Origin of the sequence: Baekduia sp., from assembly GCF_035318805.1 — a bacterium.
Classification (GTDB): Bacteria; Actinomycetota; Thermoleophilia; order Solirubrobacterales; family Solirubrobacteraceae; genus Baekduia.
Map to the genome: position 1 here is coordinate 26,435 of NZ_DATHDY010000097.1, position 20,554 is coordinate 46,988.

Genomic DNA, 20,554 nt, shown 5'->3' on the forward strand with positions numbered 1-20,554 from the left:
CATGGCCTAGGCGCCGAGGGCGCGGGCGATGACCATCTGCTGGACCTCGTCGGTGCCCTCGCCGATCGTGAGGATCTTGGCGTCGCGGTAGAAGCGGCAGACGGGGTACTCCTCGATGTAGCCGTAGCCGCCGTGGATCTGCACCGCCTCCTCGGTGGCCCGCACCGCCAGCCGTCCGGTCTTCAGCTTGGCCTGGGCGGCGGTCAGCGAGAAGTTCCGGCCCTGGTCCTTCAGCCACGCGGCCTTGTAGGTCAGCAGCCGCGCCGCTTCGATCTCGGTCGCGAGGTCGGCGAGCTTGGCCTGGATGGTCTGGAACTTGCTGATCGACTGGCCGAAGGCCTTGCGCTCCTTGGCGTACTTCAGCGCCTCGTCCAGCGCTCCCTGGGCCAGGCCGACGCCCATCGAGGCGACGCCGATCCGCCCGATGTCGAGGATGTGCAGGAACTGCGTGAAGCCGGCGCCGCGCGGGCCGAGCAGGTTCTCCTCGGGGACGCGCGCGCCGTCGAAGGTCAGCGGCCGCGTGTCGGAGGCGTTCCACCCCATCTTGCGGTACGGCGTGCCCTGCTCGTAGCCGGGCGTCCCGTTCTCGACGATGATGTTGGAGATCTCGTTCGGGTGGGCGGGGTCTCCGGTTCTGGCGGTGATCGCGACGTGGCCCGACACGTCGGTGCCGGCGTTGGTGATGAACTGCTTGGCGCCGTCGACGACCCACTCGCCGCCGTCGAGCGTCGCGCGTGTCTTGACGTTGCCCGCGTCGCTGCCGGCCTCCGGCTCGGTGAGCCCGAACGCCCCCAGCCGGCGCCCCGCGGTCAGGTCGGGCAGCAGGCGCTCCTTCTGCTCAGGCGAGCCGAACAAGTAGATCGGCTGCGTGCCCAGCGACGTGTGCGCGCACATCGTGATCGCGACCGACGAGTCGATCCGCGTCAGCTCCTCGACCGCGATCGCGTACTGCAGCGACGTGCCGCCGGCGCCTCCGACCTCCTCGGGGAACGGGATGCCCATCCACCCCAGCTCGCCCATCTTCGACACGAGCTCGTAGGGGAACGCCTTGGTGCGGTCGAGCTCCGCCGCGACCGGGGCGATCTCGCTCACGGCGAAGTCGCGGACGGTGCGCTGCAGCAGCTGGGTGTCGTCGTCGAGGTCGAACAGCATGTGGCGATGTATACCGAATGAGCGCTCGAAGTTCGAGCGATCGCTCGAACTTCGTTACGCTTGGTGGCAATGGCCGTCCCGCCCACCCGCCCCGCCCTGCGCGAGCGCTACGACCGCAAGCAGCGCACGGTCCTGGCCACCGCCGCGCAGCTGTTCGCGCAGCGCGGCTACCAGCGCACGTCGGTGGGCGACCTCACCGAGGCCACGGGCCTGGCCGCCGGCGGGCTGTACCACTACATCGGGAGCAAGGAGCAGCTCCTGATCCGCATCTGCGACGAGCTGATGGACCCGCTGCTGGAGCAGGCCGAGGCGATCGTCGCCACCGACGAGCCGCCGGAGGTCCAGCTGCGCGCGCTCGTCCGGGCCTGGGTGGCGCACGTCGAGCAGCACCGTCACCACATGCTCGTCTTCCAGCAGGAGCGCCACACGATCGAGCGGGAGCCCCAATGGCGCCTGGTCCGCGGCAAGCGCAAGGCGTTCGAGCGGCTGCTGGAGCAGCTCCTGGAGCGCGGCGAGCAGGCCGGCACGCTGCGCTTCGCCGACCGCCAGTTGGCCCTGCTCGGCCTCCTGGCGATGGTCAACTACACGCCGCAGTGGTACCGGCCGGGCGGCCGCCTGTCGGCGCAGCAGGTGGCCGACGGCTATTGCGACCTGCTGCTCGACGGCCACCGGGCCTGAGCCCGAGCCGCGCTCAGCCGGCGGTCCACCCGTTGTCGAGCACGACCGGCGCCCCCGTGAAGGCGCGGCCGGCGCGGCCGACGAGGAAGGCGACCGTCTCGGCCACGTCGTCGGGCTCGATGAGCTCCTTGATCGCCTGCGGCTCGAGCACCACGCGCTCCAGCACGTCCGTGACCGAGACGCCGTGAGCGCGCGCCTGGTCGGCGAGCTGCCCCTCCACCAGCGGCGTGCGCACGAACCCGGGGCAGACGGCGGTCGCGCGGATCCCGTGGGCGGCGCCCTCCAGCGCCAGGGTCTTGATCAGCCCGAGGACGCCGTGCTTGGCCGTGACGTAGGCCGCCTTGTACGGCGAGGCGACCAGGCCGTGGACGCTGGCCATCGCGACGAAGCGCGCATCGCCGGCTTCCCGCAACGCCGGCCAGCCGTAGCGGGCCAGCAGGAACGGGCTGGTGAGCATGAGCGCGAGCAGCCGGTCCCAGGCGTCCTCGTCGAAGTCCTCGATCGGCGACACGTGCTGCACGCCCGCGTTGGCGACGACGACGTCGAGGCGCCCGAAGCGCTCCATCGCGAAGTCGATCGCGTGGCGGTTGCCCTCGCGCGTGGTCAGGTCGGCGTGAAGGAACGCGCCGGGCAGGCCGTCGGGCTCGTGGACGTCGACGCACACGAGGTCCATCCCCTCGCCGGCCAGCCGGTGCGCGATCGCCAGGCCGATGCCGCTCCCGGCACCGGTCACCAGCGCAACGCGCCGTCCGGCGCCGTCGGCGTTGCCGTCTGCGTACCTGCCGGCCATGCCGCCCCTTTCGTCCATCGGGTTGCACCGAGCGTAAGCCGGTGGACCCACCGCGGGGAATGCGGGCATCGGAGGACTTCCGGGCCTCCGGTTTGCGGGATGCCACAATCGAGCGGTCCGGGTCGCTTCGTCGGTCCGGGTCGCTTCGTGACGGATAGGGGTGCCGTAGGCGGCCAGCGAGGCCGAGGCCCACGACGGCCGGCCGTCGCCGCCGGAGGTGGGTCCCCAGTCGCGATAGCGACACAGTCTCCTGGTCCATCACGAGGCGACCCCCGTCACGAGGGGGCTTGGACCTCGTCAGGAGAGGCGGTGGCGGAGCCGCCAGAAGCAGAACCCTGCGAGGCCGAGGGCGAGGGCGAGGTAGATCGCGGTCTCGTACCACTGGAAGGGCCAGAAGCGGCTGGCGGGGTGATAGGTCACCTGTTGCCGGTAGCCGAGCCGCTTGAGTTCGGCGAAGCACCCCGAGAGCGCGTCGCCCGGCTTCGCGCCCGAAGGCGGTGGCGCCGGCCCTCCCTCGGGTGGTGCACAGGCTCCGGTCCGGGACAAGGGAATGGTGTCGATGGCGTGTCCGGACGCGTCGACCGCCTGGCCGGACAGGACCCAGGCGCCCGCGTAGGCGCCCGCGTCGGGTGTCCTCAGGATCGCCTCCGTGGGGCCGGTGCCCGGGCGTCCACGGAGTCCGTCGAGGTTCGCGACGGTGATCTCGATGGTCGCATGCTTGGGCGGGATCAGGTGGGGCCGCACGAGCAGCGGCATCGCGATCTGGACGGCGACGAAGACGGCCAGGGTGATCGCCATGGCCGGGAGGGTGCGGCGCACGAGCATCCCGACGGTCACGCCGAGCGCGAAGGCGAAGGCCGCGTAGCCGATGGGGACGATGCCGCGCGCGTCGAACAGCAGGGGCGCCAGCCGCGGGAAGTCATGGGCGGCGGACTTGTCGACCGGGCCCGACCACCAGGTCACCGCGAGGCTGCCGAGCCCCGCGGCGGTCATGGCGGCCAGGCCGGTGAGGCCGAGCTTGACGGCCAGCCAGCGGGTGCGGGTGATGGTCTGGTTCCACACCAGCCGGTGGGTGCCGGCCTCGAGCTCACGGGTGATCAGCGGCGCTCCCCAGAAGAGCCCGATGAGGGCGGGCAGGACCAGCACGACGGCGGTGACGGCGAGGAAGGAGCCCTGGTGGTCGTGGAAGAACCGCTGGACGAACTGCGAGCAGCCGTCGCTCTCGGTGGTGCAGGCGGCGATCCCGGTGGAGTAGTCGTCGGCCAGGTTCGGGCCGGTCAGGGCCAGGATGGCGGCGAGCGCAGCAAGCGCGGCGGCCATCATCGCGGCCTGGGCGCGGGACTGGCGCCAGGTGAGCCAGATCATCGGAGTGCCTCCAGCGCGGGTCGGTGGTTGCGGTTGGCCGCGGTCTGGCCCATGTAGGCCAGGACGAGGTCTTCCAGGCTGAGCTGGCCGACGGTCCAGGCGGGGTCGTGGATCGGGCACTCGGTGCGGACCAGGAGGCTGGTCTGCCGGTCGGTGTGGCTGGCGGCGATCACGTGCTGGTCGGCCGGCAGCGTGGCGGGGTCCCGGCGGGGTCCGGTGAGCCGGTGATGGGTGGCCAGCAGCGTGTCGAGGTCGCCGGCGAGCTGCACGCGGGAGGCGACGAGCACGATCAGGTGATCGCAGACGCGTTCCAGGTCGGAGACCAGGTGCGAGGAGAGCACGACGCTGAGCTCGTGCTCGGCGACGGCCTCCATGAGGTCCTGCAGGAACTCTCGCCGGGCGAGCGGGTCGAGGCTGGCGACCGGTTCGTCGAGGATCAGCAGCTGGGGGCGCTTGGCGACGCCCAACGTGAGCGCCAGCTGGGCGCGCTGGCCGCCCGACAGCTTCCCGGCCCGCTGAGCGAGGTCCAGGCCGAGACGTCGGATCCGGTCACGGGCCAGGGCGTCGTCCCAGCCCGGGTTGAGGCGGGCGCCAAGACGCAGATGGTCTTCGACGCTCAGCCCGGCGTACGTGGGGGTGTCCTGGGCGACGAAGCCGACCTTGGCGAGTTGCGCCGGGCCGGACGCAGGACTGCCGCCGAGCACCTCGATCGTCCCGGCGGTCGGCGCGAGCATGCCGACGGCCAGGTTCAGCAGCGTGCTCTTGCCGGCCCCGTTGGGGCCGACCAGCCCGACGACCCGGCCGGCCGGCACGTCCAGCGTGCAGTCCGACAACGCCCAGCGACGCCGGTAGCTCTTGCCCAGACCCCGGGCCCGCAGGATGGCGCTCACGCTACGTCCTCTCGAGCGGCGGTCCGAAAGGTGGTCATGAAGAGCGCCTCGATGCTCTCGTCGTCGAGCCCGGCCATCCTGGCCTTGGTCAGCCAGCGCCGCAGGTCCTTTCGCAGCGGCGCGTGCGCCGCCAGCGTCGCGTCGGTCAGCGTGCGGGTCACGAACGTCCCGACGCCCGGGCGAGCGGCCACCAGCCCGTCGTGCTCGAGCTCGCGATAGGCCTTCAGCACCGTGTTGGGGTTGATCGCCAGCCGCGCGACCACGTCCTTGACCGTCGGGAGCTGATCCCCCTCACGCAGCAGGCCCAGCCGCAGCGCCTGCCGTACCTGCCGCACCAGCTGCTGGTACGGCGAGATGCCGGACCCCGAGTCCAGGTGAAACTCAATCATATAACTATGATGATAGCACATTAGGCTACTCGATAGCTAGCTCGATTCGAGCCGCGCGGCGCTTGCCCGCACCGGGTCCATCGGCGTACGCTCGTCGTGATGCACCCGGTCCACGGCAGCCCCGGGGCCAACGTCCTCATCGTGGCCCATCGCACCGCGGCGACGCCGCGGCTGATCGATGCAGTGCGCCAACGGGCGCAGGAGGGCCCGTGCGCCTTCACGCTGCTCGTCCCCGCCGACTACTGGGAGGCCGACACGGAGCGGGCGGCCGCCGTGGTCGAGCTGGCGCTGCCGCTGCTGGAGCAGGCGTGCGACGGGCACGTCGACGCGCGCATCGGCGCGCACGATCCGTTCGTGGCCGTACAGGACGCCCTCGGCTCCGGCGACTTCGACGAGGTGATGATCTCGACGCTGCCCGAACGCGTCTCGCACTGGCTGCGCCGCGATCTGCCGACGCGGGTGAGGGCGCTCGGCCTGCCCGTCACCGTGGTGATCGCCGAGGGCCGCCACGCCGCGGCCAACGCCGACCGCTGAGCGGCGGCCGGTTGACGGGACGCGGGGGCTCCTTCACGATCGGTCGCATGTCCGCCGGGCCCGAGGCCGCGATCACGGTGAGGGTGCGCCTCGGTCAGCGGCTGGGCAGCGGTCCCTCGCACCGCAGCGTGCGCCTCCAAGCGGGCGCCACGGTGGCCGACCTGCTCACCGACGTCGCGCCCACGCTCGGCCTCGCGCCGGAGCGCCTCGCGAGCGTGGCCGTCGCGGTGGACGGCGACGTGGTCGGACGCGACCGGCCGCTGCACGACGGGGAGGCGCTCGTGCTCGTCCTCCCCATCGCCGGCGGCTGATCTAGGCAGGTTCGCCGTACTGCTGGCGGGCCAGGCCGTCCAGGCCGCGGGCCGCGAGCGCCTCGACGGGCGCGCGGAACGTCACCTGCACCGTGCCGGGCGCGCGGCCGATCTCGATCGCCCCGCTGATCGTCGCGCGGTTCATCACCTCGGGCACGGACATGCCCAGGACCTTCGCGGCGCGCGCGAGGCCGTTGTCGACGGCGGAGTTGAGGTCCGGACCGGTCCCGACGAACGACACCGGCAGGCTCCGCTCCACCGGCCCGCCGCCGCGGCGCGCGGCGAGCGCCTCGGCCGCGCTGCGCTCGTCCGCGGTCAGGGGCTGCGCCAGGAACGGGACGTCTGCGAGCACCGGGAACAGGATCGGTCCGTCGAGGTCGAGTCCCTTGAGGACCGAGACCTGGAGGGTCGCCGTCCCGGCGACGTCGGCGGTGTGGCCGGCGATCTCGCCGTCGCCCTGCATCGCGTGCATGTCACCGACGTACACGCCGCCGCCGGGCACCTTGACGGGACAGACCAGGATGGCGCCGGCCCGGACCGCGTCGATGTCGAGATGGCCGTCGGTGCGGCCCGCGAGCTGCTCGGCGGTCACCGCGTGGCGGTGCGGCGCGCCGACCAGGAACGCGCCGAAGTCCCCGGCGTTGTGCGAGTCGGGGAGGTCGAGCGACGGCATCGTGCCGATCTGGCCGAGGAACGGGCGCATCCGGGCCACGACGCCGACCAGGTCGGCCGGGGCGAACAGGAGGATCGGGTTCTGGACCGAGTTGGCCGGCAGCGCCGCGGCGTGCGCTGCGTCGCGCGCGAAGGACTCGGCCTGCTGCGGCGTGACGGTCACCCCGAGGGCGCGCGCGTCGTCGAAGGCCATGGTGTAGCCGTTGGTGAAGGCGAACGGCGCCGCGGGCGCGCCGCACGCCGCGCAGCGCACGCTGTCGGGGCCGATGCCCTCCACCACCGTGGCCTCGTCCTCGGCGCCGCAGCTCGCGCAGACCTTCGCGCAGTACGGGTCGCCGTTGAACCGCCCCTCGATCGTGCGGTCGTTGCCCGACGCGGTGGCCGACGACGTCACGTCGATCGAGCGGATGTGGATCACGATCGCGTCGCCCACCTCGGCGCCCTCGACGTTCACCGGCAGCGTCACCTCGTGGCCGCCCTGGATGGCCGGGGTGATCATCGGCCCCCAGCATCCGGGCGCCGTGTTGGCCACGATGTGGCCGCCATCGCAGACGGTGCCGAGCACCTCGGCGCCCGGCCCGATGATGCCGTCGCAGAAGCGGTCGACGTAGACGGTCTCGACGGCGGGCGAGACGGCAGTGGGCCGGGATTCGGTGGTGGCCATGTCAGCTCCTTGTGGGGTCGGGGTCGCTGCGGCGAGCCTACGCCCCGGCGAGCGGGAGCGGTACGGCACCCGTCGGCGCAGCGGGACTCAGCGAAGCACCTTGACCTGACGCTCACCGGGGGTGGGCCTGTTTGGCGCGCCGTGCCCGCGGTGTTCGGGCCCGCTTGGGGCGCCGAGGGCTGTCGCGTCGGCGGTGGGCCCGTTTAGCGCGGTGCAGCCGCGCTGCTCGGGGCCACCGGACCGCTTGGGTGTCCTGGGGGTTCCCACGGGACGCTGGCGGACGGCCGGGCGCGCCGGAGCCCGCGACCCACGTTCGCCCTCGTCATCGCCGACGGTCCACGCCGCGTGGCAGCACCGCGCCCGGGCTGGGTGCCCGCCGCGTCGGCGGTGCGTCGGTGAGCCACCGCCGTGCGCCAGCGCTGCGGCAGGCCACGACCTGGCAGGCGATGCTGCCCGACGGCTACCGCGGAGGCCCGTGCGCCGCGCCGCGTGAGCTGCGTGAGCTCGGTCTCGCCCTGCGGCCGCCCGCTGCCGTAGACGTCCTCGGGCACCGGCCGGAACTCCGGGGCCCGCAGCGACGCGGCGTGACCTCGGGCACCACCACGCGGAACGCCCTGGCCGAAGGCCCGGAAGCCGCCCGGCGCCCGTTCGGCGGCCGGGTGCGTCCTCGCGCAGCTTGTACGTTGATGGCATGAGCGCGCGCAGCGACGTCCGCGACATCGAGAGCCGCTCCGACTGCGAGCGACTCGTCCGCGCCTTCTACGGCCGGGCGCTCGTCGACCCGATGATCGGGTTCATCTTCGTCGACGTCGCCAAGCTCGACCTCGAGGAGCACGTCCCGGTCATCGCGTCCTTCTGGGAGACGATGCTGCTCGGGTCCCGGTCCTACAGCGGCAGCGCGTTCGGCCCGCACGCCGCGCTCCACGCGCAGGTGCCGCTGCGGTCCGGCCACTTCGAGCGCTGGCTCGCGCTGTGGCGCGCGACCGTCGACCAGCTCTTCGCCGGCGAGCGCGCGGAGTCCGCCAAGGCCCACGCGGTGCGCGTCGGCCGCGCGTTCCACGGTCGCCTCCAGGCCATGCCGTCCGTCGCCGGCGCGACGCCCGCCCCGCTGGGGCTGTCGGTGACGCAGCACGGCCCGCGGCCCGCCGGCTGAGCCGCGGCCGCGGCCGCGGCCGCGGCGCCGGCCGTCGATCACCCGCGCGCCGGCGTGGGCCCGAACGTCTTCTTGCGCACGGCCACCGCCGTGTCGGGGTTGTCGGCGAACAGGCCGTCGATGCCGAGCCCGTAGTACTGGTCCAGCTCGGCGGGCTGGTCGCCGCGCGCGTGCCCGAACTCCGTGCTGCCGGAGTCGCCCACGCGGAAGTCGCTCGCCAGGAACTCGTTCTCGGGCCGGAACGTGAACGGATGGACCAGCAGCCCGACGCGATGCGCGTCGCGCACGAGCGTGGTCGGGTCGCCGAGGGGCTTGCCCGCGGAGTTGCCGGCCACGATGCGGCCCTTGTCCGGGCCGATCCCGTCCGCGTACGTGGCGATCTCGGCGAGGCCCCGCGGCGTCACGAGGTCGTCGTAGGTGCGCGCGTCGCCGGCGGCGACGAAGTCGGCCGGGGCGCCCGCGGAGTCGATGAGCTGGATCAGCGGCAGCTTCGTCCGGTCCCGCAGCCGCTTCAGGTTGCCGACCTCGAAGGACTGGATGAAGACCTTCGCGTCGGCGCTGTCGAGGTCGTTGCGGCGCAGCGTGTCGAGCAGCGGGTCGTCGAAGGAGAAGCCGACCGAGTGGTAGAACGTCGGGTGCTTGGTCTCAGGATAGATCCCGACGCCGTTGGCCTTGGCCAGGTCGATGACCTCCTGGAACGTCGGCACCTCGAAGAGCCCGTTCAGCGCCGTGTTGTGCGGGCGGACGAGCGGCAGCCGCTCCTTGGCCCGCAGCGTCTTGAGCTCGTCGAGGGTGAAGTCGACCGTGAACCAGGTGTTGGAGAAGACCGTGCCGTCGATCGTCCTCGTCGTCCTGCGGCTCGCGAACTCGGGATGGTCGGCGACGTCGGTGGTCGCCCCGATGTCGGGCTCGTGACGGGCGACGAGCTCGCCGTCCTTGGTGAACTCCAGATCGGGCTCGATGTAGTCGGCGCCCATCTCGATCGCGAGCGTGTAGGACGCGATCGTGTGCTCCGGGCGGTAGGCCGGACTGCCGCGGTGACCGATGACGATCGGCAGGCCGTCGCGGCCCCGATGGTCAACGCCCCGCGGGGCCCGCGCGCCCGCGGCGCCTCCGGTGAGCGTCAGCGAGCCGAGCGCAGCGCCCGAGCCGATGAGCAAGGACCTGCGCGACATCTGGTGCATGGCGCCCCTCCTTCGGGATCGGCGGTCCGCCGCACTTAACCCGACCGCGACGACCATTGCCATGGGGTTGGTCCGTTGCAGGTCGTGCGCACCGCCGCGACGTCCGCGCACGCCGCGAAGAGGTTCGCCCGGCGGGCGAGTCGGGTATCCGACTGCGCGCCGCGACCCAGAGGCCGCGGGAGTCCACGGGAGCTGACCACATGCATGCTCGTTGCCTGGCGCCGACTGCGGTCGTCGCGATGCTGGCCCTGACCTTGACCGGATCCGCCGCTGCGCAGGATCAGCGCGGGGGGAACCGCGACCGCGGCCACATCGTGGTCATCTACCAGGAGAACCACTCCTTCGACAACCTCTACGGAGGCTGGGAAGGCGTCAACGGCATCGACGACGCCGACGCCGCCCACTCCAAGCAGGTCGCCCAGGACGGCACCCCGTACGACTGCCTGCTGCAGAACGACGTGAACCTGACGTCGCCCGATCCGCTGCCGGCGACCTGCAGCGACGCCACGACGGCCAAGCCGTTCGTCAGCCACTTCCCCAACGAGCCGTTCCAGATCGACGACTACATCAAGCCGACGGACACGACGTGCCCGGCGCCCGGTGTCTTCGCGGCCAACGGCGTCAAGAAGGGGACCGGTGAGGTCGGTGGCTGCACCCGCGACCTCGTGCACCGGTTCTACACCGAGCAGTACCAGCTCGACGGCGGCCGGCAGGATCGCTACACGACCGGCAGCGACGCCGACGGCCTGACCCAGGGCTACTACGACACCCGCTCCCTCCCCATCTACCGTTACCTGCACGCCCACGGCCATCCGCCCTACGCGATCGCCGACAACTTCTTCCAGGCGGCGTTCGGCGGGTCGTTCCTCAACCACCAGTGGCTGGTCGCCGCCGCGACGCCGGTCTTCGCGAACGCCGTGCAGGACGCCGGTGCCGACGACCTGCACTCCAGGGTCGACGGCAACGGCATGGCGGCCAAGACCGACCACTACACCCCGACGGCGCCGACCAAGGACGCGCAGCTGACCTCCCAGTGCGCGGACCTCCCCACGCCCGATCTGTTGTGCGGTGACTACGCGGTCAACACGATCCAGCCGTGGGATCAGCCCTTCGCGCCCGGCACCGCCGACAGCCGGCGCCTGCCGCCGCTGACCAACGCGACGATCGGCGACCGGCTCAGCGACGCGGGCGTCGACTGGGCCTGGTACTCGGGCGGCTGGTCCAACGCGAACGGCGACGAGGGCGCGCCCGGCTGGTCCAACGGCCACGGGCCGACCTGCACGGATCCCGCGACGCTGGCCAACGCCACGTTCCCCAACTGCCCCGACAAGCTCTTTCAGTTCCATCACCAGCCGCTGGCCTACTTCAAGAGCTTCGCCGCCGGCACGGAGGCGCGCCGGCAGCACCTGCGCGACGAGCAGGAGTTCCTGGCGCTCGCCGGCGACTCGCGGCGGGAGTGCCGCCTGAAGGCGGTCTCGTTCATCAAGCCGATCGGCGCCGAGAACGAGCACCCCGGCTACGCCAGCGAGGCGGGCGGCTCCGATCACCTCGTCGACCTGCTGAAGGCGATCCGCTCCGGCCGCTGCGCCAAGGACACCATGATCGTGGTCACCTACGACGAGTTCGGCGGGCAGTGGGACCACGTCACGCCGCCCGGCCAGGCCGGCGGTCCCGACGGCCCCAGCGACCAGTCGGGCCCCGGCACGCGGATCCCGGCGCTGGTCCTCGCGCCCCAGCTGCGTCACGACTTCGCCGTCGACCACACCTCCCACGACACGACCTCCGTGCTCTCGACGATCGAGCAGCGCTACGGCCTGGAGCCGCTGAGCAGCCGCGACGCGGCGGCCGCGCCGCTGACCAGCGCGTTCGACGCGCCGCGGGCGCGTGAGGACGGCGGGCGCGACCGCTAGCGGCGCCCGCTCACCGCCGTCGCGCGCTGTCTCCCCGGAGCGCCCCGGGGCGACACGCGCGCTACGCTTCGCTACATTGCTTCGACCGAAGCAATTGAGGAGAAGCGATATGACGAAGGAATCTGCCCCCGAGGGATTGATCGACGCGACGATCGGCGTCGCGGCGCACCTCGAGTCCGAGCTCGAGGAGGCGCTGGCCGAGCACCGGCTGACCCGCGCGAGCTTCCTGGTCCTGGCCGCGCTCGAGCAGGCCGCCGACCACACGATCAACCAGCGCGAGCTGGTGGCCAAGGTACGGCGCACGTCGGGGACGATGAGCGTGCGGCTGGGCCGCCTCGAGCACGCCGGGGTCCTCACGCGTGAGCGCGACCCCGACAACCGCCGCAGCGTGACGGTCACGCTGACCGAGCGCGGCCTGAAGCTCGTCCAGGCGGCGCTGCCGACCTACCACGAGCGCTCCGAGCGGCTGATCGCGGCGCTCTCCGACGACGCGCAGGCCGCGCTGGCCGAGCACGTGCCCGCGTGGCTGGCCTTCTTCGAGCCCGACGAGCGCGTGGCCCCACGCCTCGGCGTCGCGGTCGCCCCGTCGGCGGTCGCGGCCCGGATGCGCCGCGCCGTCGGCCTCTCCCAGGACCCCGGCGTCCTGATCCTGCGCGTCAAGCGCGACAGCGCGGCCGACCAGGCGGGCCTCGCGCAAGGCGACCTCGTCGTCGAGGTCGACGGGTCGCCGGTGCGCAGCATCGGGGACCTCGACCGCGCCGTGCGCGGCGCCGAGACCGAAGCGAACGTCAGCGTGCTGCGCGGCGCCGAGCCCCACCAGCTCGCGGTGCGCTTCGCCTGACCACCGAGCCATGGACGCCTACTCGCAGACGATCGTCGAGGTGGCCGAGGCGCTGGCCGCCAGCGTCGCGAACCTCCAGGTCACCCGCCGGACGCGCCGCGGTGACGCGCTGGGCGCCGGCAGCGCGGTGGTCATCGCGCCCGACGGCTACCTGCTCACCTCGGCGCACGTCGTCGAGGGCTCCATGGCCGGCACGGCCAGCTTCGGCGACGGACGCGAGACCGGCATCTCCGTGGTCGGCTCCGACAGCCTGTCCGACCTGGCGGTGCTGCGCGCCGACGCCGGCGACCTGCAGCCCGCGCAGCTCGGCGACGCCGAGGAGCTGCGCGTCGGCCAGCTGGTGGTGGCCATCGGCAACCCGCAGGGGTTCTCGAGCTCGGTCACCGCCGGCGTGGTCAGCGGCCTCGGCCGCTCCCTGCCGGTGGGTCGGCGCGGCGGCCCGCAGCGGCTCGTCGAGAACGTCATCCAGACCGACGCGGCGCTGAACCCGGGCAACTCGGGCGGCGCGCTGGTCGACAGCGCGCGCCGCGTGGTCGGCATCAACACCGCGCTCGCCGGGTTCGGCCTGGGCCTGGCCGTGCCCATCAACCAGGCCACGCGCAGCATCATCTCGGCGCTCATGCGCGACGGCCGCGTCCGCCGCGCGCAGCTCGGCGTCGCCGTCGCCCCGCGGCCTCTGGCCCCGCCGATCGCCGCCCGCCTGGGCCGCCGGCGCGGCATCGAGGTCGTCCAGGTCATCGAGCACGGCGCCGCGGCGCGCGCCGGCGTGCAGCCCGGTGACCTGCTGCTCGCCGTCGACGGCGTCGCCGTCGAGGACGCCACCGACCTCCAGCGCCTCATGGTGGGCGAGCGCATCGGCAAGCCGCTGCAGGCGACCCTGCTCCGCGCCGGCGACGAGCGCACCGTCACGCTCGTGCCCGAGGAGCTGACCGCCTGACGCCGCATAGGATGCCTCCGATGGCGGGTCCGCTGACCGGGAAGGTGGCGCTCGTCGCGGGCGCGACCCGCGGCGCCGGGCGGGGCACGGCGGTCGCGCTGGGCGAGGCTGGCGCGACGGTCTACTGCACCGGGCGTTCGACCCGGACGCGCCGTTCGGAGTACGACCGGCCGGAGACGATCGAGGAGACCGCCGAGCTCGTCGTCGCCGCCGGCGGCGAGGGCATCGCGGTCGCGGTCGACCACCTGCAGCCGGCGGAGGTCGACGCGCTCGTGCGGCGCATCGACGCCGAGCGCGGCCGCGTGGACGTGCTGGTCAACGACATCTGGGGCGGCGAGCTGCTGGCCCAGTGGAACACGCCCGTGTGGGAGCACGACCTCGACCGCGGCCTGCGCCTGCTGCGCCTGGCCGTCGACACGCACCTGATCACGAGCCACTTCGCGCTGGCGCTGCTCATCCGCCGGCCGGGCGGCCTGCTGGTCGAGATGACCGACGGCACGCAGGAGTACAACGCCATCAACTACCGGCTCTCGACGTTCTACGACCTGGCCAAGGCCTCGATCCTCCGGCTCGCGTTCGCGCAGGGCAAGGAGCTGGCGCCGCACGGCGGCACCGCCGTCGCGCTGACGCCGGGCTGGATGCGCTCGGAGATGATGCTCGACAACTACGGGGTCACCGAGGCGACGTGGCGCGACGCCGGAGCCAAGAACCCGCACTTCGCCGCCATCTCCGAGACGCCGCGCTTCGTCGGACGGGCGGTCGCCGCCCTGGCCGCCGACCCGCACGTCCACCGGCGCAACGGCGGCTCGTTCTCCTCCGGCGGCCTCGCGCGCGAGTACGGCTTCACCGATCTCGACGGATCGCAACCCGACTGCTGGCGCTACCTGGTCGACGTCCAGGACGCCGGGCGGCCGGCAGACCCGACCGGCTACCGCTGAAGCGACCGCAACCCGGGCGCGGCGCGGCTCGGCCGGTCAGGTCGCGAGGTGCTCGACCGCCCACCGCGCCAGCTCGGAGCGCCGCCCGCTGCCGGTCTTCTCCCGGATCCGCCCGAGCTGGTTCTGGACGGTCCGCGGCGAGATGAACAGCCGGCCGGCGATCTCCTTGTCGGTCATCCCCTCGCTCACGAGCCCGACGATCTCCCGCTCGCGGGCGGTGAGCAGTGAGCGTCCGGTGGTGCTGCCGCCCCGGGCGACGCGCCGGTAGTCGCGCAGCAGCTCGGCGGCGAGCTGCGGAGCCACGACGGAGCCTCCGCCGTGGATCGTGATGACGGCGTCGACGAGCTCCAGCCGGGTCGCCCGCTTGGTCAGGTACCCCGCCGCACCGGCCGCGATCGCCTGCAGCAGGGTGTCGGCCTTCTCGCTGGCCGTCATGACGAGCACCCTGATGTCGGGGAGCTCGCTCGCGAGCTGCTCGAGCAGCACGAGTCCACACGCATCGGGCATCCGCATGTCCAACACGATGACGTCGGGCCGCAGCTCGCGCGCCCGCTCGAGACCCTCCGCGGCGCTGTCGGCCTGCCCGACGACGTCGATCGCCGGATCGGCTTCCAGTGCCGCCGCAATTCCTTCGCGAACCAGTGGGAAGTCGTCCACCAGCAGCACGCGGATGTGCATTCGACGCCGTCCTTTCGCGCGACAGCCTACTCCCGTATAGGTCGTGTTGCAAAGACTTGCGGGGCATTGAGATGCTCGGTTCGGAAGGCAACCGACCATGCCCCGCGCGCGACGCCGGAACGCCGAATGGGTCCGCAGCCCGCCTGCCCGCAGGTGGTTCATCGCCGCGGCCGCCGGGCTGCTCGGCGCCTTGCTGATCGCCCGGTTCTGGCCCGACGACCCTGACGATCCGGTGCTGCCCTACGCGGTCCTCTCGCTTGGCGCGACGTTCGCGCTGCTGGCGGTCGTCATCGGCCATCTCACCCGCCATCTCGCTGCGCTGACGCGACGCAACGTCGCGCTGCTGAACACGATGCTGGATCCCTTCGTCGTCTACATCGCCGTGCGCGGCGACGCCGGTGCGATCGTCGACTTCCGCTGCACCTACGTCAACGATGCGGCCTGCACACTCGTCGGCGCCTCGCGCGAGCGGCTCGTGGGCCGGACGCTGAGCGAGACGTTCCCCGACGCCGAGGCCGACGGCACGCTCGACCGCTACCGGCGCCTCGTGCAGACGGGCACGACCCTGATCGCCGAGCAGTGTCGCGGCGCACGCATCTTCGACGTCCGCGCGGTGCACCTCGGCGACGGGTTCGCGGCGGCGCTGCGCGACATCACCGACCGCAAGCACGCCGAGGAGCGCCTCCTGCGCGCGCAGGCCGAGCTGGAGCGCTCCAACGCCGCGCTGCTGGAGTTCGCCGAGGTCGCCTCGCACGAGCTGTCCGAGCCGCTGGCCACGGCGGCGCTGTACGCCGAGACGCTCGAGCATCGCGAGCACGAGGCGCTCGACCCGCGCGCACACCGCCTGCTCGACCTCCTGCGGGAGACCCTGGACCGGATGCAGGACCGCATCCACGGGCTGCTCTCCTACGCGGTGGTGCACGAGCGGCCGACGCCGGATGAGCCGGTCGATTGCGACCAGCTCGTCGGGGAGGTCCTGGCCGAGCTCGAGAGCAGCCTCGCTGCCAACCACGCGCGCGTGACGGTGCGCCCGCTGCCGACCGTCGTCGGCGACCCGGAACGGCTCTCGCTGCTCTTCGAGAACCTGCTGTCCAACGCCATCCGGTTTCACCGCGACGGCGAGCAGCCCTACGTGTCGGTCTCCGCGGCGCCCGAGGACTGGGCGTGGCACTTCCGCGTCACCGACCGCGGATCGGGCATCGCTCCGCAGGACACCGAGCGGATCTTCGAGCTCTTCGAGCGGGCCAACGGGGCGTCGCCGCCCGGGACCGGCATCGGGCTGGCCGTCTGCCGGCGCGTGGTGGAGGAGCACGGCGGACGGATCTGGGTGGAGTCACGGCCGGGTGAGGGCAGCACCTTCCACTTCCTGCTCGGGAAATCCGACTAGGGCCGCACCACCAGGCTCGCCGTCGCCTGGCGCGTGAGCGTGCCGCTGCGTCCGGTGACCCGCAGCGTGAACGTGCCGCGGGTCGTCTGGCGCTGCGTGCGGACGGTGAGCGTCGCCGTCCCGGGAGCGGTGAGCGACACGGGCGAGAAGCTCGCCGTCGCCGCGGCGGGCAGGCCGCTCAGCGACAGGCCCACCGTCCCGGCGAAGCCGCCCGCCGACGACACGCCGACCTGGTAGGTCGTGCTCTGCCCCGCCACCACGGTGCGCGACGAGGGTGAGACGGCCAGCGCGAAGTCCGGCGCGGCCGCGACGACCAGCGTCACGGTCGCCGTGTGCGTGATCGAGCCGCTCTGGCCGGTGATCGTCAACGGATGGCTGCCGGCCGCCAGCGAGCCGGCGGCGGTCACCGTCAGCTGCGACGTCCCGGCGCCGCCCGCGACCGTGGCGGGCGTGAACGTCGCCGTGCCCTCCGTGGCCGACAGGCCGCTGAGGCTCAGCGCGACGTCGGCGGCGAACCCGCCCTGGCTGCCGACCGCCACCGTGTAGCTCGTACCCTGGCCGGCGAGCACGGTGGCCGTCGCCGGGGTGGCCGAGAGCGTGAAGTCCGGCGGCGCCGGCACCACGAGCGCCACGGACGCCGTGTGCACCGTCGCGCCCGCCGCGGCGCGAACGGTCAGCGCATACGTGCCGGGCACCGCCGAGGCGGCGGTCGTGACGGTCAGCGTGGCCGAGCCCGAGCCGCCGGCGATCGTGCCGGGTGCGATCGACGCGGTGCCCTGGGCGGCCGGCAGGCCGCCGACCGACAGCGCGACGTCGCTGCTCAGGCCGTTGATCGCCCCGACGTCGACGGCGTAGGTCGCCGTGCCGCCGGCGGGGACCGTCGCCGAGGCCGGCGTGGCGGTCAGCGTGAAGTCCGGCGCCGCCGACAGCCAGCCGTAGGCGGCGAGCACGTCGAGCCGGCCGCTGCCGTAGAGGTCGTCGGGCCCGGTGATGCCGAGGTCGGCGGCACCGTTGCGCAGCGCGCCCTCCTGCCGGTCGGCGTCGGCGTCGGGGAAGGCGCCGAGCAGCAGCGCGAGCGCGCCCGCCGCGTGCGGGGCCGCCATCGACGTGCCGCTCTCGGTGGCGTAGAGCCCGAAGAGATCCGTCGTGCGCACCCCCACCCCGGGCGCCGTGATGCTCGGATATGTGCCCTGGCCGCACGACGACGGGCCGCGACTGCTCCCCGGATCGATGACGTCGTCGGCGTCGGTGCCGCCGACCGCGAGCGCCTCGGGGTTGTTGGCGGGGCTGAGGCTCGTGGCGCTCGCCGGACCAGCATTGCCGGCGGCGAAGACCGGCAGGATGCCGGCCGCGCGCAGGCTGCGCAGATCGGGCTGGAACTCGAGGTTGCAGCCCGGGCTGGAGAGCGTCCAGGAGTTGTTGACGACGTCCGGAGCGTCGGCGGTCGCCGGGTTGCCGTCGGGGTCCAGCAGCCACTGAAAGCCCGCGTGGATCCGCGCGGTGGTCGTCGTGCCGCGGTCGTTGAAGAGCTTGACCGCGATCCAGCGCGCGTCCGGCGCCACGCCGATCGCCGTGCCGCCCGCGCTGCCGCCGACCATGGCGCCCATCGTCCACGTGCCGTGCCCGCTGCGGTCGGTCGGGACCGTCGGGTGCTCGCCGCTGGGGTCGTACCAGCTGTTGGCGCCGCCGCGCCAGCGCGAAGACAGATCCTGGTGCGTCGCATCGACGCCGGTGTCCATGCCCGCCACGACCACGCCCTGGCCGCGCTGGCCCATGCTCCACAGCGCCGGGGCGTTGACGCGCGCGACGTTCCATTCCGGCACCGGCCCGCCGGCCTCCGCGTACGGGGCCTGCACGGTGGCGTTGGAACGGATCGCCGCCACGTCGGTCCGCGCCGCGAGCTCGGCGATGACGCTGGGCCGCGCGACCACGTGCAGGCCGTTGAAGATCCAGAACGGGCGGACGCTCGTCACGAGCCCTTGCGCCCGGCGACGGGCCAGCAGCGCGAGGATCGACCGCTGCTCGGCGTCGGCGTGGTCGCGCAGCGCGCGCTCGACCGCCACCCGGCGACCGCGGCGGCCACCGGGCGCGGCCGGCATCACGGCCTGTCGCTCGAGCACCACGAGGACGTCGTCGTCACCCGGTGCGGCGGAGGCGGCCGCGGGCTGGCCGGCGGCGAAGGCCACGCCGGTGGCGATCCCGGCGAGCGCGAGGGTCCAGGGGCGTGTGCGGCGCATCATGTCGTTCTCTCTTCGAGGGTGGAGACCGGGCTGGACCGCCGGTGCGGACGAGGGCGTCGCCGCGCGCCGGTGACGGCGAGCGTGAGGGCGGCGAGGACGGCCGTGGACGCGACCAGGAGCGCCGCCCGCTCGGTCAGCGGCGCGAGCCGGCGGGCCGAGACCACCACCGGCCGCGCCGGGTCGGCCGGCTCGACGGTCCACGGCAGCGCCGCCCGTAGACGCTCCGGACCGCGGCGCAGCCGGACGGTCATCCGCGCGCGGCCGGCGGCCGGGAGATCAACGCCGCCGGCCCACCGCCCGGGAGCGATCTCGCGCAGGGCCACCGCCCGCCCGCCGCGGACGCCGACCGCCACCGCGTCGATCGGCGCCCGCGGCGGGCGGCGCGAGCTGGCGGCCGCCACGGTCACGACGTTGGTCCCGGGACGGTTGGGCCGCGGCGTGGCGGTGACGAGCACGTCGGCGACCTGCCGGACGAGCGTGGGCGCCACGACCTGGCGCGGAGCCGCGAACTCCGCGCCCCGCGGCGGTGACGAGGCGGTGAGCTGGGCCGCGGCGATGAGCGCCCCGAGGCCGGCCGCGCCCTCGACCAGCAGCAGACGCACCGGCCGGGCACGGCTCCGGCGCAGCAGGACCACGTTGGCGGCGCCGAGCGCGGCGGTCGCGAGCACGAGCCCCACCTTGGCCAGCAGCGTCTCCCCGTAGCCGGTGGTCAGCAGCGCGTCGACCGAGGCGATCTGCGCGCCTGCGGCATACAGGCCCGTCACCGCGAGCGCGAGGCCGGCGCCGCCGGCGACCCAGCCGAAGCGGCGCATCGTCGCGCGCGCCAGGGCGAGCGAGTCCGCGCGCGATCGGCCGCCGGCGGGCCAGAGCGCGACGCCAAGCACCAGGACCCCGCCGATCCACAGCCCGGCCGCCACGACGTGCACCGCGTCGGCGGCCACGTGCGGCGCCGGCGACGGCAGCGCGGCCGCGTGCCCGCCGAGCGCGCGGACCACGGCGAGCCCTACGGCCAGCCCACCGGCCACCGCGAGCGTCGCCCACGGCCGCCCGTGCGCCCGTGAGTCGCGGCCGCGGACGACGAGCCAGGCCAGCGTCGCGACGAGCGCGGCGAGCAGCAGCTCGCGCGCGCCCCAGAGGATGCCCCAGCGGGCCGGCAGCATACGCGCGACGGCGTCGTGCAGCCCGGCGCCGGCGGGCAGGGCCGAGGTCAGTCCGTCGGCCTGGCGGACGAGCAGGATCACGCCGAGCCCGAGCGCCAATGCGCTGCTGCACGCGGCGCCGGCGAGCACGCGCCCCTCCGTGGCAAGGGATGGTTTGCCCAGGGCACGGCCCGCCGGCTGCGCCTGCAGCGACATCGCCACGGCGATCGCGCCGATGACGAGGGCGTACAAGGAGAAGTCGAGCCACCGCAGCACAGCCTCCACCGTCGACGGCCCGGCGCCCGGAGCGGGCCGCGGCGCGGCGCCCGCGGGCCGTCCGAGCCCGAAGACCGCCGCGCCGCCGGTGATGTGGCCGTCGCCCTGGGCGAGGACCTCCCAGGTGACTTCGTACGTGCCGCGCCGCAGCCGAGGCACGTCGAGCACGAGCCGCCGCGCGTCGCCGCCCGTGCGCAGCCCGGTTCCGGGGACGGTGCGCCCGCGACCGTCGAGCAGATGCACCACGCGGAAGCGCTCCGAGATGGCCTCGTTGAACTCCAGGCGCACCTGCCGGGGGGCGTCGGCGACCGACGTGCCGTCGCCCGGCTCGGAGTGCGTGAGCACCGGGTGCGCGGCGGCGGGTGACGTGGCCGCGGCAAGCACCGCCACCAGGGCCGCCGCGAGCGCGAGGGGCATCCGTGCCAT

The 20,554-nt window shown here is 73.7% G+C and carries 19 protein-coding genes; 9 read left to right on the plus strand and 10 right to left on the minus strand.

Going from position 1 to position 20,554, the window contains the following annotated elements; translation table 11 throughout:
* Nucleotides 1-6: 6 nt before the first annotated feature.
* Nucleotides 7-1,152: an acyl-CoA dehydrogenase family protein gene (locus VK501_RS20155; RefSeq protein ID WP_324340555.1), complete on the minus strand. Its 1,146-nt coding sequence runs from the start codon at nucleotides 1,150-1,152 to the stop codon at nucleotides 7-9.
* Between the two features lie 69 nt (nucleotides 1,153-1,221).
* On the opposite strand from VK501_RS20155, the gene VK501_RS20160 reads away from it, so the two are divergent.
* Nucleotides 1,222-1,830, plus strand: a complete 609-nt coding sequence (locus tag VK501_RS20160; protein ID WP_324340557.1) for a TetR/AcrR family transcriptional regulator — start codon at nucleotides 1,222-1,224, stop codon at nucleotides 1,828-1,830.
* Nucleotides 1,831-1,843: 13 nt separating this feature from the next.
* Here the strand turns inward: VK501_RS20160 and VK501_RS20165 are convergent, their stop codons facing one another.
* The 4 genes from VK501_RS20165 to VK501_RS20180 all read right to left on the minus strand — a co-directional run bounded on the left by VK501_RS20165 (nucleotide 1,844) and on the right by VK501_RS20180 (nucleotide 5,264).
* Nucleotides 1,844-2,620: a 3-hydroxybutyrate dehydrogenase gene (locus VK501_RS20165; RefSeq protein WP_324340559.1), complete on the minus strand. Its 777-nt coding sequence runs from the start codon at nucleotides 2,618-2,620 to the stop codon at nucleotides 1,844-1,846.
* Between the two features lie 297 nt (nucleotides 2,621-2,917).
* A complete protein-coding gene (locus tag VK501_RS20170) occupies nucleotides 2,918-3,985 on the minus strand; it encodes an ABC transporter permease subunit (RefSeq protein ID WP_324340561.1) in 1,068 nt (355 codons plus the stop codon).
* Complete coding sequence (locus tag VK501_RS20175) at nucleotides 3,982-4,875, minus strand: ABC transporter ATP-binding protein (RefSeq protein ID WP_324340562.1); 894 nt, start codon at nucleotides 4,873-4,875, stop codon at nucleotides 3,982-3,984. The genes VK501_RS20170 and VK501_RS20175 overlap by 4 nt, the downstream gene beginning before the upstream one ends.
* Nucleotides 4,872-5,264, minus strand: a complete 393-nt coding sequence (locus VK501_RS20180; protein WP_324340564.1) for a GntR family transcriptional regulator — start codon at nucleotides 5,262-5,264, stop codon at nucleotides 4,872-4,874. Before VK501_RS20180 ends, VK501_RS20175 begins: the two co-directional genes overlap by 4 nt.
* A 99-nt stretch (nucleotides 5,265-5,363) precedes the next feature.
* Between VK501_RS20180 and VK501_RS20185 the strand changes: the two genes are divergently transcribed.
* Both VK501_RS20185 and VK501_RS20190 read left to right on the plus strand, forming a co-directional pair.
* Nucleotides 5,364-5,798, plus strand: coding sequence for a hypothetical protein (locus VK501_RS20185; protein WP_324340566.1), 435 nt, complete (start codon nucleotides 5,364-5,366; stop codon nucleotides 5,796-5,798).
* A gap of 47 nt (nucleotides 5,799-5,845) precedes the next feature.
* Nucleotides 5,846-6,109 carry a MoaD/ThiS family protein gene (locus VK501_RS20190; protein ID WP_324340568.1) on the plus strand — a complete coding sequence of 88 codons (264 nt, stop codon included), beginning with the start codon at nucleotides 5,846-5,848 and terminating at the stop codon, nucleotides 6,107-6,109.
* Nucleotide 6,110: 1 nt separating this feature from the next.
* On the opposite strand, the gene VK501_RS20195 is transcribed toward VK501_RS20190, so the two are convergent.
* The gene (locus VK501_RS20195) at nucleotides 6,111-7,445 is read right to left on the minus strand and encodes an acetamidase/formamidase family protein (RefSeq protein ID WP_324340570.1); all 1,335 of its coding nucleotides are present in this window, start codon (nucleotides 7,443-7,445) and stop codon (nucleotides 6,111-6,113) included.
* Between the two features lie 691 nt (nucleotides 7,446-8,136).
* Between VK501_RS20195 and VK501_RS20200 the strand changes: the two genes are divergently transcribed.
* A complete protein-coding gene (locus VK501_RS20200) occupies nucleotides 8,137-8,598 on the plus strand; it encodes a group III truncated hemoglobin (RefSeq protein ID WP_324340572.1) in 462 nt (153 codons plus the stop codon).
* A gap of 38 nt (nucleotides 8,599-8,636) precedes the next feature.
* Here VK501_RS20200 and VK501_RS20205 read toward each other — a convergent pair whose 3' ends face one another.
* Nucleotides 8,637-9,773 carry a glycerophosphodiester phosphodiesterase gene (locus tag VK501_RS20205; protein ID WP_324340574.1) on the minus strand — a complete coding sequence of 379 codons (1,137 nt, stop codon included), beginning with the start codon at nucleotides 9,771-9,773 and terminating at the stop codon, nucleotides 8,637-8,639.
* Nucleotides 9,774-9,982: 209 nt separating this feature from the next.
* Here VK501_RS20205 and VK501_RS20210 point away from each other — a divergent pair, with 209 nt between their 5' ends.
* The 4 genes from VK501_RS20210 to VK501_RS20225 all read left to right on the plus strand — a co-directional run bounded on the left by VK501_RS20210 (nucleotide 9,983) and on the right by VK501_RS20225 (nucleotide 14,408).
* Entirely contained in the window at nucleotides 9,983-11,692 is a 1,710-nt protein-coding gene (locus VK501_RS20210; protein WP_324340576.1) for an alkaline phosphatase family protein, read from the plus strand.
* 109 nt (nucleotides 11,693-11,801) lie between these two features.
* A complete protein-coding gene (locus VK501_RS20215; protein ID WP_324340578.1) occupies nucleotides 11,802-12,533 on the plus strand; it encodes a MarR family transcriptional regulator in 732 nt (243 codons plus the stop codon).
* A 10-nt stretch (nucleotides 12,534-12,543) separates the two neighbouring features.
* Entirely contained in the window at nucleotides 12,544-13,470 is a 927-nt protein-coding gene (locus VK501_RS20220; RefSeq protein ID WP_324340579.1) for a S1C family serine protease, read from the plus strand.
* A 20-nt stretch (nucleotides 13,471-13,490) separates the two neighbouring features.
* Nucleotides 13,491-14,408: an SDR family oxidoreductase gene (locus tag VK501_RS20225; RefSeq protein WP_324340580.1), complete on the plus strand. Its 918-nt coding sequence runs from the start codon at nucleotides 13,491-13,493 to the stop codon at nucleotides 14,406-14,408.
* 36 nt (nucleotides 14,409-14,444) lie between these two features.
* On the opposite strand, the gene VK501_RS20230 is transcribed toward VK501_RS20225, so the two are convergent.
* Nucleotides 14,445-15,086 (minus strand): response regulator transcription factor, encoded by a 642-nt coding sequence (locus tag VK501_RS20230; RefSeq protein ID WP_324340582.1) that lies wholly within the window; start codon nucleotides 15,084-15,086, stop codon nucleotides 14,445-14,447.
* A 97-nt stretch (nucleotides 15,087-15,183) separates the two neighbouring features.
* On the opposite strand from VK501_RS20230, the gene VK501_RS20235 reads away from it, so the two are divergent.
* On the plus strand, nucleotides 15,184-16,473 hold the full coding sequence (locus VK501_RS20235) for a sensor histidine kinase (RefSeq protein WP_324340584.1): 1,290 nt from the start codon (nucleotides 15,184-15,186) through the stop codon (nucleotides 16,471-16,473).
* Here the strand turns inward: VK501_RS20235 and VK501_RS20240 are convergent.
* Nucleotides 16,470-18,710, minus strand: coding sequence for a S8 family serine peptidase (locus VK501_RS20240; RefSeq protein WP_324340586.1), 2,241 nt, complete (start codon nucleotides 18,708-18,710; stop codon nucleotides 16,470-16,472). The genes VK501_RS20235 and VK501_RS20240 overlap by 4 nt on opposite strands.
* Nucleotides 18,710-20,554 (minus strand): copper resistance protein CopC, encoded by a 1,845-nt coding sequence (locus tag VK501_RS20245; RefSeq protein ID WP_324340588.1) that lies wholly within the window; start codon nucleotides 20,552-20,554, stop codon nucleotides 18,710-18,712. The genes VK501_RS20240 and VK501_RS20245 overlap by 1 nt, the downstream gene beginning before the upstream one ends.

Excerpts from the sequence above, each read along its gene's own strand:
- VK501_RS20220 (WP_324340579.1), top strand. The coding sequence starts at position 12,544 with ATGGACGCCTACTCGCAGACGATCGTCGAGGTGGCCGAGGCGCTGGCC.
- VK501_RS20170 (WP_324340561.1), bottom strand. The coding sequence starts at position 3,985 with ATGATCTGGCTCACCTGGCGCCAGTCCCGCGCCCAGGCCGCGATGATG.
- VK501_RS20185 (WP_324340566.1), top strand. The coding sequence starts at position 5,364 with ATGCACCCGGTCCACGGCAGCCCCGGGGCCAACGTCCTCATCGTGGCC.
- VK501_RS20180 (WP_324340564.1), bottom strand. The coding sequence starts at position 5,264 with ATGATTGAGTTTCACCTGGACTCGGGGTCCGGCATCTCGCCGTACCAG.
- VK501_RS20245 (WP_324340588.1), bottom strand. The coding sequence starts at position 20,554 with ATGGCACGGATGCCCCTCGCGCTCGCGGCGGCCCTGGTGGCGGTGCTT.
- VK501_RS20190 (WP_324340568.1), top strand. The coding sequence starts at position 5,846 with ATGTCCGCCGGGCCCGAGGCCGCGATCACGGTGAGGGTGCGCCTCGGT.
- VK501_RS20165 (WP_324340559.1), bottom strand. The coding sequence starts at position 2,620 with ATGGCCGGCAGGTACGCAGACGGCAACGCCGACGGCGCCGGACGGCGC.
- VK501_RS20230 (WP_324340582.1), bottom strand. The coding sequence starts at position 15,086 with ATGCACATCCGCGTGCTGCTGGTGGACGACTTCCCACTGGTTCGCGAA.
- VK501_RS20205 (WP_324340574.1), bottom strand. The coding sequence starts at position 9,773 with ATGTCGCGCAGGTCCTTGCTCATCGGCTCGGGCGCTGCGCTCGGCTCG.
- VK501_RS20210 (WP_324340576.1), top strand. The coding sequence starts at position 9,983 with ATGCATGCTCGTTGCCTGGCGCCGACTGCGGTCGTCGCGATGCTGGCC.
- VK501_RS20240 (WP_324340586.1), bottom strand. The coding sequence starts at position 18,710 with ATGCGCCGCACACGCCCCTGGACCCTCGCGCTCGCCGGGATCGCCACC.
- VK501_RS20235 (WP_324340584.1), top strand. The coding sequence starts at position 15,184 with ATGCCCCGCGCGCGACGCCGGAACGCCGAATGGGTCCGCAGCCCGCCT.
- VK501_RS20195 (WP_324340570.1), bottom strand. The coding sequence starts at position 7,445 with ATGGCCACCACCGAATCCCGGCCCACTGCCGTCTCGCCCGCCGTCGAG.
- VK501_RS20215 (WP_324340578.1), top strand. The coding sequence starts at position 11,802 with ATGACGAAGGAATCTGCCCCCGAGGGATTGATCGACGCGACGATCGGC.
- VK501_RS20155 (WP_324340555.1), bottom strand. The coding sequence starts at position 1,152 with ATGCTGTTCGACCTCGACGACGACACCCAGCTGCTGCAGCGCACCGTC.
- VK501_RS20200 (WP_324340572.1), top strand. The coding sequence starts at position 8,137 with ATGAGCGCGCGCAGCGACGTCCGCGACATCGAGAGCCGCTCCGACTGC.
- VK501_RS20225 (WP_324340580.1), top strand. The coding sequence starts at position 13,491 with ATGGCGGGTCCGCTGACCGGGAAGGTGGCGCTCGTCGCGGGCGCGACC.
- VK501_RS20160 (WP_324340557.1), top strand. The coding sequence starts at position 1,222 with ATGGCCGTCCCGCCCACCCGCCCCGCCCTGCGCGAGCGCTACGACCGC.